The organism is Stenotrophomonas sp. (genome assembly GCF_031995405.1).
Lineage (GTDB): Bacteria > Pseudomonadota > Gammaproteobacteria > Xanthomonadales > Xanthomonadaceae > Stenotrophomonas.
In genome coordinates this window covers 1-12,320 of record NZ_DAMAGC010000125.1, presented here as the reverse complement: position 1 = coordinate 12,320, position 12,320 = coordinate 1, and the positions used below count along the sequence as shown (strand labels likewise).

At 67.1% G+C, this 12,320-nt stretch carries 11 protein-coding genes; 5 read left to right on the top strand and 6 right to left on the bottom strand.

Annotated features, from left to right (window positions below; genetic code table 11):
- The coding region (locus RTO53_RS16830; protein WP_312238873.1) for an NHLP-related RiPP peptide at positions 1-304 on the top strand (304 nt) is incomplete at its 5' end.
- On the opposite strand, the gene RTO53_RS16825 is transcribed toward RTO53_RS16830, so the two are convergent.
- The 4 genes from RTO53_RS16825 to aceB form a co-directional block, all read right to left on the bottom strand.
- Positions 305-2,812 (bottom strand): putative peptide modification system cyclase, encoded by a 2,508-nt coding sequence (locus RTO53_RS16825; protein ID WP_312238872.1) that lies wholly within the window; start codon positions 2,810-2,812, stop codon positions 305-307.
- 15 nt (positions 2,813-2,827) lie between these two features.
- Positions 2,828-3,874: a GGDEF domain-containing protein gene (locus tag RTO53_RS16820; protein WP_312238871.1), complete on the bottom strand. Its 1,047-nt coding sequence runs from the start codon at positions 3,872-3,874 to the stop codon at positions 2,828-2,830.
- Between the two features lie 272 nt (positions 3,875-4,146).
- On the bottom strand, positions 4,147-5,439 hold the full coding sequence (gene aceA, locus RTO53_RS16815; RefSeq protein ID WP_312238870.1) for an isocitrate lyase: 1,293 nt from the start codon (positions 5,437-5,439) through the stop codon (positions 4,147-4,149).
- Positions 5,440-5,502: 63 nt separating this feature from the next.
- Positions 5,503-7,152, bottom strand: coding sequence for a malate synthase A (gene aceB, locus RTO53_RS16810; protein ID WP_312238869.1), 1,650 nt, complete (start codon positions 7,150-7,152; stop codon positions 5,503-5,505).
- A 107-nt stretch (positions 7,153-7,259) separates the two neighbouring features.
- Between aceB and RTO53_RS16805 the strand changes: the two genes are divergently transcribed.
- Positions 7,260-8,228, top strand: coding sequence for a LysR substrate-binding domain-containing protein (locus RTO53_RS16805; RefSeq protein ID WP_312238868.1), 969 nt, complete (start codon positions 7,260-7,262; stop codon positions 8,226-8,228).
- Positions 8,229-8,241: 13 nt separating this feature from the next.
- Positions 8,242-9,144, top strand: coding sequence for a LysR substrate-binding domain-containing protein (locus RTO53_RS16800; protein ID WP_312238867.1), 903 nt, complete (start codon positions 8,242-8,244; stop codon positions 9,142-9,144).
- On the opposite strand, the gene RTO53_RS16795 is transcribed toward RTO53_RS16800, so the two are convergent.
- Together RTO53_RS16795 and lepB are read right to left on the bottom strand one after the other, a co-directional pair.
- Positions 9,134-10,411 (bottom strand): MFS transporter, encoded by a 1,278-nt coding sequence (locus RTO53_RS16795; protein ID WP_312238866.1) that lies wholly within the window; start codon positions 10,409-10,411, stop codon positions 9,134-9,136. The two genes, RTO53_RS16800 and RTO53_RS16795, sit on opposite strands and share 11 nt — an antisense overlap.
- Positions 10,412-10,543: 132 nt before the next feature.
- Positions 10,544-11,167, bottom strand: a complete 624-nt coding sequence (gene lepB / locus RTO53_RS16790; protein WP_312238865.1) for a signal peptidase I — start codon at positions 11,165-11,167, stop codon at positions 10,544-10,546.
- A 177-nt stretch (positions 11,168-11,344) separates the two neighbouring features.
- Between lepB and RTO53_RS16785 the strand changes: the two genes are divergently transcribed.
- Positions 11,345-11,761: a hypothetical protein gene (locus RTO53_RS16785; RefSeq protein ID WP_312238864.1), complete on the top strand. Its 417-nt coding sequence runs from the start codon at positions 11,345-11,347 to the stop codon at positions 11,759-11,761.
- Between the two features lie 3 nt (positions 11,762-11,764).
- Positions 11,765-12,214 carry a 3-dehydroquinate dehydratase gene (locus tag RTO53_RS16780; protein WP_312238863.1) on the top strand — a complete coding sequence of 150 codons (450 nt, stop codon included), beginning with the start codon at positions 11,765-11,767 and terminating at the stop codon, positions 12,212-12,214.
- Positions 12,215-12,320 lie beyond the last annotated feature (106 nt).

Below are 12,320 nucleotides of genomic sequence, written 5' to 3'. Positions count from 1 at the left end.
GATCTTTTTGCCCATGACGAACGACAAAGTACCGCTGTCCCTTTCCGACGCCGCCGCGCTTCTGGATCTGCTGACCACGAACGAGGATTTCCGAGCCGCGTTTCAGGCCAACCCGGCCTCGGCTCTGGCGCAAGTGAGTTCCGAAGCCGCAGCTGCCGCGGCTGAGTGTGCGATGCCGGGCAAGTTGGCGCCGATTGATGTCCTGGTCGAGGCACGCGAACAACTCATGGAGCAGTTCACAAAGCAGGCGATGTTCAGCCTGCCACACTGCTTCATCGATGGCTCGGTAGCACCCAAGCCGTAATCAATTGCTCGTCTTTCCAGAATGTCCGTGGCAGGCGGTGTGGCTTGGATCTCCAAGGCTGTCGCGGACATTCAAGGATTGCAGGACTGCCGAGCCCGCATACTCGGCGTAGGCCAGGCCACGGTGCCCGCGCATCCAAGCGGCTTCCTTCGCCCTGCCGGCATCATCACCAGCGCTCTCGTGGGCAATCGCCAGTGAACTATGGACCTGGAACAATTCAGTCCCGTTGACCATGTCCCGCAGCTCCGCAATCGCGCCGGTGGCATCGCCACGAATACGCCGTTGATTTGCCAGTACCAGCGCAACGAGTTGCGCCGCGCGAGGGTCTCCAATCTCTTTTGCCAGGGATTGCATCCGCGCAGCCTGCCTTTCCGTAACAGCTTGCAGTCCCAACCGTTGAATGGCGTAGATTGCTGCCGCAGCGAAATACAGCCGCTGGCCTCGATCGGCTGACGCTGGATCCTCGGCTCGGTCAAGCAACCCGTTTGCAATGTCTCTGGCGCGATCATACGCAGGACACTCTTTCGCCGCGGCATCCACGACGATGCTCACCACAGAAAGAAACTCGCAGACGGAAGACGAATCTCCACAATTGGCCGCCGCATGATCTGCAGCAGCCACTGCATCCAGCGGACGATGCTCATCCACTGCCAGAGAAGTTGCATCCAACCATCCTGCGGGGCTGTCCGCGGGAAGCCTGGACAGGATCTGAGCAGCTCCCCTCTTGTCATTGGATGCTGCCAGCGCTGCTGCGATATGGCGATTCGGCTGGCCGTCGGCCAATGCGCTGGCCTGTCGGAGTGAGGCCAGCGCCGTCTTCGACTCACCGCGCGCAAGCTGGATTCGCCCGAGCAATTGCAAGGTGGCACTGCGCAGTGCGTTTTGTCCAACGTTTGCGCTGGACAGCGCCCTTTCTGCCTCGCCATAGCGTCCCAGCTGGAACAGAGCGAGCGCAGCATTCACGTTGGCCCCGTGGTGGTCGGGATACAGCTCGGCCAGCGTCCTCCATGCGTCCAGAGCAGCGCTTTCACTGCCGGAGTTCATCTCCTTGGACCATGCGCTGAAATACAGGGATTCGCGAGTACTCAACCGATCGCTGAGCGTCTGTACAACCGCGAGTTCGGCGCGAGCATCGTCTCGCCTGCCCTGGGCTACGAGCGAACGCACTTTTCCCATGTGTGCCATACCGAACCGTGGATCAAGCCCAATCGCAATGTCGTAGAGACGCAGCGACTCGGGTACGCGGCCTTGTCCATACGCCTTCATGGCGCTTGCATAGGCATGCAGTGCGTCCAGGTTGGCCGTGGCCACCTCCGGCAATGGCATGGACGCGCGCTCGACCTCCGCCATCGCCTCGCCCAGCCTGCTGCGCAGTTTGCTCACCACCTGGTCAGTAGAAGACAGCACGGAAGATATTCCCTTGCCGTCTGCATACACGGTGTAGACCGTCTGTGCCGCGACCGGATCGATCACATCCACCGAGACACGTACACCGGTGGATACCTCGCGGATGGTCGGTACCAACACTGCCCGTGCACCATCCCGCATGGCGATCTGAATCGCCGTATCCCGGGTGATTGGTGAGCCCTCGGGCAACAGCATCCGTGAGAGGGAATCCCGCGTCTTCAGGTCGCCCAGGACATTGACGTAGCGGGATTGCTCCAGACTGATGCGGAAGGCTTGTCCAAGACCATCCTCCAAGATCGGCTGTCCGGTAAGGTTGCGAACATCCGCCAGAACGATCCAATCCCGCTCGGCGAACGCGATGGCAGGCTCTGGCCTGGTCATTGTCCACAAGACCACAATGCCGGTGACGAACAAGGCGCTTGGCGCAAGAATGGCTACAGGACGACGCCAGAACGGCAGCAAGGGAGTCGCCTTGAGCGAAGCGCGGGGCCGCTTGCCCGACTCCAACCCCGGCCCGCCAATGCCGAAGATCTCCATCGGCGCTTCGACCCCCTTGAATCGCCAGCGCCCAAACGACCTCCACTTCAGACCATTGCCGGTCTCTCCAAGTTTGTCCACGAGCCGTCGCACCATCGACTCGGCAGTGGAGGACACCAGGATCTGGCCGGGACGGGCCAGCTGCATCAGCCGGGCCGCCATCGGTTTGGCCAGACCTTCCACTTCGACGGCCTTGGCGCCGAACGCCACGGCTTCAGGGCTGTTGTTCCAGAGGATCACCTCGCCCACATGCAGGCCTGCGCGTGCGCGTATCGGGATGCCGCACTGCTCGCCAAGCCGCTGCAGGTTACGTTGATAGTCCAGCGCGAACCCCAGCGCATCGATCGCCCGATCGAACAACAGGAACAGCCCGTCAGAGCGATCGATCTGATGCCCGTTCCACTGCTGCTGCAACGTCAGCACCAGGCGGTCATGCTGCTGGAAAAGCTCCGCTGCCGCCGCATCGCCAATCCGCTCGACCAGAATCAGCGAATCGCACAGGTCGGTGAACAACAACGCCCGCATCTGTGGGGCCTGGGTCGACGTTCCGTTGTCGCCGTTCATGCCGTTCTTCCCGCGTCAGGGTGTGACGGTCGCGGCACGCGACCAGTGCAGCCGGTTGCCACCCAGGCGCTTGGCCTGGTACAGCGCGTTGTCGGCGCGAGCGTACCACTCGCTCCAGTCGGTATGCGGCTCGAGCAGGCGCACGCCGATGCTGACCGGGCAGACGTGGGGCACGCCGTGGGCGCGGTCCATCAGGCCGTGCACGGCGCTGAGGATGAACTCGGCGGCGTGCTGCAGGGTGTCCTGGTCGGCGCTGCGCAGCAGCAGGCAGAACTCGTCGCCGCCCAGCCGGCAGGCCATGTCCTGCTCGCTGGCCACCGAGCGCAGGATGTTGGCCACGCTCTGCAGCACGCGGTCGCCGGCCTGGTGGCCGTATTCGTCGTTGACCTGCTTGAAGCGGTCGCAATCGATCAGCAGCAGGCCCTGCGGCGGGCCGTCATCGTGGCTGCGGCATTCCTGCAGGTACAGCGCCAGGCCGCGACGGTTGTGCAGGCCGGTCAGCTCGTCAGTACGCACCAGCTCGCGCGTGTGGGTGAGCTGGTGGGTGGTGACGTACAGGTTGTCCAGCGCGGTTTCCAGGTCGTGGTTGCGCCGACGCAGCTGGCGGATCAGGACCTGTTCGTTGCTGACCACGCGCATGATCGTGCGGCGCAGGAAATAGGCGATCAGGCCGGGATCGCGGTCGACCAGGCGCTGGAAATCGGCATTGCCCAGCTCCAGCACGACGCTGTCGGCCACGGCGCGGGCATCAGCGCTGCGCGGATGGTCGCCGATCAGCAGGCCCAGTTCGCCGAAGAATTCATTGGGACCGAGCGACTTCACCAGCAGGTCTTCGCCGAAGTCCAGTTCGATGCAGCCGCTGACGATCACGTACATGGTGTCGCCGGGTTGACCCCGATGGAACAGGTGGTCACCCTGTGGCAGGAGACGCTCCTGGCCGAATTCGGCGAACAGGTCGAACTCGCTGGGGCTCAGGATGGCATGCACGATCTCAGCCATCGCAGTCTGGGCGATGCCTGGTTCCTGTTCGCACACATTCGCCGCCGCAACCTTGCCGGTCATCCCGTGCACCCGCTTCCCAGCGTTCCCCCGGTGAGCAGATGAGGATAGCACCCCTAAAAACTGTGCGCCTCATCCCATTTCAGAGCACGGACGCCGATTTTTTCGACGGGACCGGCACATCTCCCTTCCATACGCGGTCCGGATCCGCCAGCGGCCACCGGCCCAAGGCCCGGCCGGCCGTCGAGCGGTCCGAACAAGGCGACGGGCGGTCCCCCGACCGCCCGTCGCATCGGCCTTACCTGGCCGCCCTTGGTGGAGCTGCCGGCACCCGGTCAGGCCGCGCGCTCGGCGTTGAACTGCGCTTCCTCGGTCGACCCGGTCAGCGCGGTGGTTGAAGACTGGCCCTGCTGGATGGCCTGGGTGACCGCATCGAAATAGCCGGTGCCGACCTCGCGCTGGTGCTTGACCGCGGTGAAGCCGCGGTCGGCGGCGGCGAACTCGGCCTCCTGCAGCTCCACGAAGGCGCTCATCTGGCGGCGCGCGTAGCCGTGGGCCAGGTTGAACATGGAGTAGTTCAGGGCGTGGAAACCGGCCAGGGTGATGAACTGGAACTTGTAGCCGTACGTGGCGATTTCCTTCTGGAAGGTTGCGATGGTGGCGTCGTCCAGGTTCTTCTTCCAGTTGAAGCTGGGCGAGCAGTTGTAGGCCAGCAGCTTGCCCGGGAACTTCGCATGGATGGCCTCGGCGAACTTGCGCGCGAACTCCAGATCCGGCTTGCCGGTCTCGCACCAGATCAGGTCGGCATAGGGCGCGTACGCCAGGCCGCGGCTGATCGCCTGGTCCAGGCCATTGCGGGTGCGGTAGAAGCCCTCCGGGGTGCGCTCGCCGCTGGCGAACGGCTGGTCGTTGGGGTCGATGTCGCTGGTCAGCAGGTCGGCGGCCTCGGCGTCGGTGCGGGCCACCAGCAGGGTCGGCACGCCCATCACGTCGGCGGCCAGGCGCGCGGCGTTGAGCTTTTCGATGGCCTCGCGGGTGGGCACCAGCACCTTGCCGCCCATGTGCCCGCACTTCTTCACCGAGGCCAGCTGGTCCTCGAAGTGCACGCCGGCCGCGCCAGCCTCGATCATCGCCTTCATCAGTTCGAAGGCGTTGAGCACGCCCCCGAAACCGGCTTCGGCATCGGCCACGATCGGCTGCAGGAAGTCGATGTCGTCCTTGCCCTCGGCATGGTGCAGCTGGTCGGCGCGCAGCAGGGTGTTGTTGATGCGCTTGACCACCGCCGGCACCGAATCGGCCGGGTACAGCGACTGGTCCGGGTACATCTGGCCGGCCAGGTTGGCGTCGGCAGCCACCTGCCAGCCGGACAGGTAGATCGCATTCAAGCCAGCCTTCACCTGCTGCATGGCCTGGTTGCCGGTCAGCGCGCCGAGCGCGTTGACGAAGTCCTTTTCCTGCAGGTAGGTCCACAGCTTTTCCGCGCCCAGCCGGGCCAGCGAATGCTCCACGTGCACGGTGCCGCGCAGGCGCACCACGTCGGCGGCGGTGTAGTTGCGCTGGATGCCCGCCCAGCGCGGGTCGGTGTTCCATTCGTGCTGGATCTGTTCGGCGGTCGGCAGCGTGCTCATGGCGTTTCTCCAGGGGGGAATACGTTGGATGGGTGAAGCGATGCGGAAGGCGGGCGGTACAGCTCAGTCGAGACGGTCGTAGGCGGGAAGGGTGAGGAAGTCGGTGAGTTCATCGCGGCGGCTGAGCTGCGCCAGCAGCGCGATGGCTTCGTCGATGCGGGCCGCGCCGGGCAGCGCGCTGCGGTCGCCCAGGCGGGCCGGCAGCTGGGCCAGGGTGGCGTCGAGCAGGGCCAGGTCGATGGCGGTGCCGTCGTCGAGCTGCTGGCCGGGCACGTGCAGCCACTGCCACAGCTGGCTGCGGCTGATCTCGGCGGTGGCCGCGTCCTCCATCAGGTGGTGGATCGGCACACAGCCGTTGCCGTCCAGCCACGCGGCGAGGTAGCGCACGCAGACCTCGACATTGCCCTCGAAACCGGCGCGGGTGATGGTGCCGGTGGGCGCGGCGATCAGCGCGTCGCGCCCCACCTGCACATCCCGGCGCAGCACCGCGTGCTGGTTCGGCCCGGGCATGTGTTCGTCGAAGATCGCCTGCGCCACCGGGATCAGCGCCGGATGCGCCACCCAGGTGCCATCGTGGCCGGCGGTCACTTCGCGCAGCTTGTCCGCGCGCACCCGTGCCATCGCCTGTTCGTTGGCGGCGGCATCGTGGTTGATCGGGATCTGCGCGGCCATGCCGCCCATCGCATGCGCGCCGCGGCGATGGCAGGTGCGGATCAGCAGTTCCGAATAGGCCTTCAGGAACGGCTGGGTCATGGTGACCTGGCCGCGCTCGGGCAGCACCTTGTCGGCGTGGCGGCGGAAGGTCTTGATGTAGGAAAAAATGTAGTCCCAGCGCCCACAGTTCAGACCGACGATGCGGTCGCGCAGCGCATGCAGGATCTCGTCCATCTCGAACACCGCCGGCAGCGTTTCGATCAGCACGGTGACCTTGATCTGCCCGTGCGGCAGGCCGAGCATGCCTTCGATGTGAGACAGCGCGGTCTCCCACAGTGCCGCCTCTTCCATGCTCTGCAGCTTGGGCAGGTAGAAGTACGGGCCGCGCTGCCTGCACATCAGCGTGCGCGCGTTGTGGAAGGCGAACACCGCCGCATCGAACAGGCCGCCGGCGATTGGCTGGCCGTCGATGCGCACGTGCTTTTCATCCAGGTGCCAGCCGCGCGGACGCACGATCAGCACCGCCTGTTCGTTGAACGGACGCAGCGCGTACTGCTTGCCCGGCGTGCCGTCCACCGACGGGCCGGTGTGGGTCAGATCGCCACGCACCGCGCCGATCAGCGCCTGCTGGCCGGCCAGCAGGTTGCGCCAGGCCGGGGCGGTGGAATCCTCGAAGTCGGCCATGAACACCTTGGCCCCGGAGTTCAGCGCGTTGATGACCATCTTCGGGTCGGTCGGGCCGGTGATCTCCACGCGGCGGTCCTGCAGCGCGTCCGGCAGCGGGGCGACGGTCCAGTCTTCGTCGCGGATGTGCGCGGTATCGGCGCGGAAGTCCGGCAGCCCGCCGTCATCGAAGAACGCCTGGCGCGCCACCCGGGCCTGCAGCCGGCGCTGGCGCTCGGGCTCCACCGCGCGGTGCAGCGACACCAGCAACGCCAGTACCCCCGCCGGCAGCAGCGCGGACTGGCCGGCGAGCTGGGTGGTCAGCGTGATCCCGGGCGTGGCCGGGGCATCGATCGGGGTGGGCTGGGCAGTGGCGAAAGCGGCGACGGCGGACATGGCGGGCTCCTGCATTGCGGTAGGGCTCCACCGTGCGCCGCCGTACCGTATTTGACAAAACAGTTATCGCAATGCACTACATAAGTTGTGCTTATACTCGTTACACCATGCCCACACCGCGACCGCCAAGTCCCCGGTTTTCCTACAAATCCGATCGGCTCAAGCCGCTGCGGGCGTTCTGCCAGACCGTCCGGCTGGGCTCGGTCTCACGGGCCGCTGAGGCGCTGTTCGTCAGCCAGCCGGCCATCAGCCAGCAGTTGCAGGCGCTGGAACGGGAATTGGGCGTGGTGCTGTTCGAGCGCAGCGGGCGCCGGCTGGTACCCAGTCGCGAGGGCCAGTTGCTGTTCGAGATGGCCCAGCCGCTGGTGGAGAACCTGGACGGGCTGGAGGCGAGCTTCCGCGACAAGGTGAAGGGGCTGGACGCGGGCGAACTCAACATTGCCGCCAACAGCTCGACCATCCTGTACCTGCTGCCGCGCATCGTGGAGCGCTTCCGCCAGCGCCATCCGGACGTGCGCCTGACCCTGCACAACGCGATCAGTGCCGATGGCACCGACCTGCTGCGCAGCGATGCAGCCGACCTGGCCGTGGGCTCGATGACCGACGTACCGGCCGACCTGAGCTATGCCCCGGCCTACCGCTTCGAGCAGGTGCTGATCACCCCGCCCGACCACCCGCTCACGCGGGTGAAGGAACTCACCCTGGAGGCGATCTCCGCCTATCCGCTGATCCTGCCGCCCAAGCGCCAGATCACTTACCGGCTGGTGGACCAGGTGTTCCAGCGCCAGCGCATGCCCTACACCGTGGCGCTGGAGGTGGGCGGCTGGGAGGTGATCAAGCAGTACGTGGCGATGGGCATGGGCATCTCGATCGTGCCGGCGCTGTGCCTCAACGATGCCGACCACGACAAGCTGGTGACGCGCTCGATGAGCGCCTGGTTCCCCGAACGCAGCTACGGGGTGATCGTGCGTCGCGGGCGTTTCCTGTCGCCGCAGGCGCGCGCCTTCATCGACCTGATCCAGCCGGACCTGTTCACACCGCGCAGCTATGATGAAAGCGGTCACTCCGAGCGCTGACGCACGCCCTTCCATGTCGATCGAACTGCGCCACCTGCGCTACTTCCTGGCCGTCGCCGACACCCTGCATTTCGGCCGCGCGGCCGAGCGCCTGGGCATGTCGCAGCCGCCGCTCAGCCAGCAGATCCGCCAGCTGGAAACCCTGCTCGGTGCGCGCCTGTTCCTGCGCGCCAATCGCCGCGTGGAACTCACCGATGCCGGCCGCGTCCTGCAGGAGCAGGCACGTGAGGTGCTGGCGCGGATCGACACCGCGATCGATCTGACCCAGCGCGCGCAACGCGGGGAAACCGGCGAGCTGCGCATCGGGCTGACCCGTGCCACGCCGCTGTCCACGCAGATTCCGCGGGCGATCTTCGCCTACCGCCAGCAGTTCCCGCAGGTGCAGTTGAAGCTGCGCGAGATGAACACCCTGCAGCAGATCGATGCGCTGATGGCCGGCGAGCTGGACGTGGGCCTGATCCGCAAACGGGCGCTGCCGGCGCCGCTGATGTCACGCAAACTGTTCAGCGATCCGTTGGCGCTGGTGGTGCATGACCAGCACCCGCTGCTGCGTGGTCTGGCCGCCGACGCACCGGTGGCATTGCGGCTGTTCGCGCATGAGCCGTTCGTGGGTTTCCTGCGCGAGGTCGGCGCGGGTATCCACGATCATTTCATCGCGTTGTGCCGCAGCGCCGGCTTCACCCCGCGCATCGTGCAGGAAGCGGGTGAAGCCTCGACACTGATCAGCCTGGCCGCCTCCGGGCTGGGCGTGACCGTGCTGCCATCGTCGTGCAGCCATATCCAGGTCGACGGTGCACGTTTCGTGGCCCTGAGCGACCGCGCGGCCAGTTCGGAAGTGCACGTGGCCTGCCGGCGCGGTGCGGCCTCGCCGCTGATCGCGCACTTCACCCGGCTGCTGCAGGGCGTCAGCGGCTGAGCACGAGCGCCGCGGCAGCGGTCGGCTGCACACGCTGCCGCAGCCGCCAGGCAATGGCGCCGCCGGCCACGGTCAACACGCCGACGAAGCCGCACACGCCCAGCCAGTCCCAGTGCGTGTAGAACACGCCGCCGATCACGCCGGCCACGCTGGACCCCAGGTAGTAGGCGAACAGGTACAGCGCCGAGGCCTCGGCGCGCATCGCCCCCGCGCGGCTGCCGACCCAGCTGCTGGCCACCGAGTGGCCGCCGAAGAAGCCGAACGTGACCAGCGCGATGCCCAAGGCCATGCAGCCCAGCCACGGCAGCGCCAGCAGCACGATGCCCAGCGCGATCAGCCCGTAGCAGATCGCCAGCACGCGGCTGCGGCCATGCCGGTTGGCCTGCTGCCCCATCCACGCCGAGCTGAAGGTGCCGACCAGGTACACGCTGAAGATCAGCCCGACCACGGTCTGGCTCAATCCATAGGGCGGAGCGAGCAGGTGGTAGCCAAGGTAGTTGTAGAGGGTGACGAACACGCCCATCAGCACGAAGGCGGTGGCGAACAGCCACGGCAGGCCGGGGTCGGCGAACAGGCTGCGCCAGCGCGCCGGGAGTTCGCGCAGGCCGCCACGGCGGCTCTGGAAATGGCGTGAGGGCGGCAGCTGGAACCACAGCAGCACGGTGCTGAGCAGCGCGATCATCGAGACCACGCCGATGCCCCAGCGCCAGCCCCAGTGGTCGGCCACGATGCCGGCGATGAGGCGGCCGCTCATGCCGCCGATCGCATTGCCGCCGATGTACAGGCCCATGGCCAGGCCCAGCGCGCGGCTGTCCATTTCTTCGGCCAGGTAGGTCATCCCCACCGCCGGTACGCCGCTCAGCGCGATGCCCAGCAGCGTGCGCAGCACGAGCAGGGTGGACCAGTCATCGACCATCGCCGTTGCCACGGACAACACACTGGACGCCAGCAGCGCGGCAACCATCACCCCGCGGCGGCCGATGCGGTCGGAGATCAGCCCGGCGATCAGCATCGACACCGCCAGCAGGCCGGTGCTCAGTGACAGGGTCAGCGCGCTGTTGGCGGCGGAGACACCGAAGTGCCGGCTGAACTCGGGCAGCAGCGGCTGCACGGCGTAGAGCAGGCCGAAGGTGGAGAAGCCGGCGAGGAACAGCGCCGCGGCGGTGCGCCGGAAGGCCGGCGTGCCCTGCTGGATGTGGTCTGCGCCCCCTGCGGTGGCGGGGGCGTGGGGGCTGCGGGCCGGGACCGCTGCGGTGTCGCCATTCATGTCGGTAAGGCCCGTGGGGGCGGGCCGGAGCGAAGAGTCAGCGCTCAGGATAGGCAGCGCCGACAGGTCGATCCATAACCTGGATTGTCTGGATCGAGACGTTTGACGTATCGGTTCAGATCGCGACCGTGCTTACAGGGACTGCCAGGTAAAGCCCTCGCCGCGCCGGTAGTAGACGCGAGAAGCCTTGCCATACAGGGCGGAGGCATCCACCAGACCGAAATAGCGGCCGTCGGCGCTGTTGCCACGGTGGTCACCCAGCATCAGTACCTTGCCGGCCGGTACCGTCAGGCCGCTGATGTCCGGGCCACCGCCCTGGCCCAGGTCGAGCTGGGCCAGGTGCTGGCCGAAGTCCTCGATCTCGGCGGCGCCGGCCTCGGCCAGCGGCTGGCCGTTGATGCTCAGGTGGCCCTCGTGCAGTTCCACCCGGTCACCGCCAACCGCGGCGATGCGCTTGATCAGGCGGATGCCGTCCACCGGCGAGTCGAACACCGCCACGTCGCCGCGCTGGGGCTGGCCGGTGTGCAGCAGTTCGACCGAGGTGAACGGCAGGCGCAGGCCATAGGCGCGCATGTCCACCACCACCCGGTCGCCCGGCATGAGGGTGTGCTGCATCGAGCCGCTGGGCACCTGGTAGTGGTTGGCCAGCGAGTCGCGCGCGGCCAGCAGCAGGCCGAGCATCACCGCCAGCGGAAGGGCTTCCTTTTTCAGCCAGTGCAGCATGCGGTTCGGGGCAGCGGCGGTGGAACTCTCCATGGCAGGGCGCTCTTGAGGGGTCTGGTTGTGACCGGCCGGCGGTGGCCAAGTTCCCGCTGGTTGGTGCAGAAGCTACGCGATATTTACGCGCGGTGGCGGGCACCGGCATGGCGGTTTTACGGGCCCCGGTCGCATCGTGGCGTCACCGCGCCGCAGGGCGCTTGTTCGAGGTGTTCCATGACCATCCTGATGATCCGGCACACGCCGCCTGGCGCGGCGCCGGATGCCGCGCCGCTGCCTGCCCGGGTCGCCGGGCACCGCCTGGCCTGCCGCGACTGCGACTCGCTGCCGGCCCTTGTGCGTTGCCTGCAGCGGGCCCAGCGCAGCCGTCCTGCGCTGGTGCTGATCGCCACGACCGCCGTCGATGCACCGCAATGGGCGCGTTACGGGCAGGCGCTGCGCAGTGCGCTGGAGGCGTTGCCGGCGCCGTACATCGAGATGGCCAGCAACGACGATGAGGCGTTGGACGAGCACCTGCACCCGCAGCATGCACCGACCGCGCGGGTGGTGTGCAGCAGCGGCCGCGCCGATGCCTGCCGGCTGTCGCTGGCGATCGCCGCGCGCCGTCTGCAGGTGATGCCGGAGGGAGCCTGAGCCATGTCGATCTTCATCATCCGCGGGCCGGAAGCGGCCGGTCCGTTGATCCGCACCGCGCAGCCGCTCCCGGCACCGGTGTTGAAATCGCTGGTGCATCGTGCGATCGATGCCGGTACGACGGTGGCGATCCGCGCGTGCGGCTCGGAACAGGAACTGCTGGACGCGCTGCGCGTGGCCGATCACAGCCGCGGCGAGGTGACGCTGCTCGATCCGGGTGCCTGTGTGGACAGCGTGCGCCTGCACCGGTTGCTGCCGCATCTGCACAATGTCTACGTGGAAGTGCACGACGATGACACGCGGACGCCGGAGGCGTGCCTGCCGGCGGATGTGGGCCAGCGTATCGGCGTGGCGCACGGGTACTGCGCGCAAAGCTACATGCATGCGCTGGAGATCGCGTTGGACCATCTTGGCTGCAGCGAGATCGTGGAAGGCGTGCACGTGGGGACGTGAGCCATGCGGCCGCCGCGCGGGGCGTGTCCACGCGCGGTTGTCGGTGGATCGGGCGCTGGGGCCCCATGCCCTTTCCGGCGAATGTCCCCCGGCCGCGTTGCGGCCT

Coding starts and splice junctions, on each gene's coding strand:
- RTO53_RS16820 (WP_312238871.1), bottom strand. CDS start 3,874: ATGACCGGCAAGGTTGCGGCGGCGAATGTGTGCGAACAGGAACCAGGC.
- RTO53_RS16805 (WP_312238868.1), top strand. CDS start 7,260: ATGCCCACACCGCGACCGCCAAGTCCCCGGTTTTCCTACAAATCCGAT.
- RTO53_RS16825 (WP_312238872.1), bottom strand. CDS start 2,812: ATGAACGGCGACAACGGAACGTCGACCCAGGCCCCACAGATGCGGGCG.
- aceA (WP_312238870.1), bottom strand. CDS start 5,439: ATGAGCACGCTGCCGACCGCCGAACAGATCCAGCACGAATGGAACACC.
- lepB (WP_312238865.1), bottom strand. CDS start 11,167: ATGGAGAGTTCCACCGCCGCTGCCCCGAACCGCATGCTGCACTGGCTG.
- aceB (WP_312238869.1), bottom strand. CDS start 7,152: ATGTCCGCCGTCGCCGCTTTCGCCACTGCCCAGCCCACCCCGATCGAT.
- RTO53_RS16795 (WP_312238866.1), bottom strand. CDS start 10,411: ATGAATGGCGACACCGCAGCGGTCCCGGCCCGCAGCCCCCACGCCCCC.
- RTO53_RS16785 (WP_312238864.1), top strand. CDS start 11,345: ATGACCATCCTGATGATCCGGCACACGCCGCCTGGCGCGGCGCCGGAT.
- RTO53_RS16800 (WP_312238867.1), top strand. CDS start 8,242: ATGTCGATCGAACTGCGCCACCTGCGCTACTTCCTGGCCGTCGCCGAC.
- RTO53_RS16780 (WP_312238863.1), top strand. CDS start 11,765: ATGTCGATCTTCATCATCCGCGGGCCGGAAGCGGCCGGTCCGTTGATC.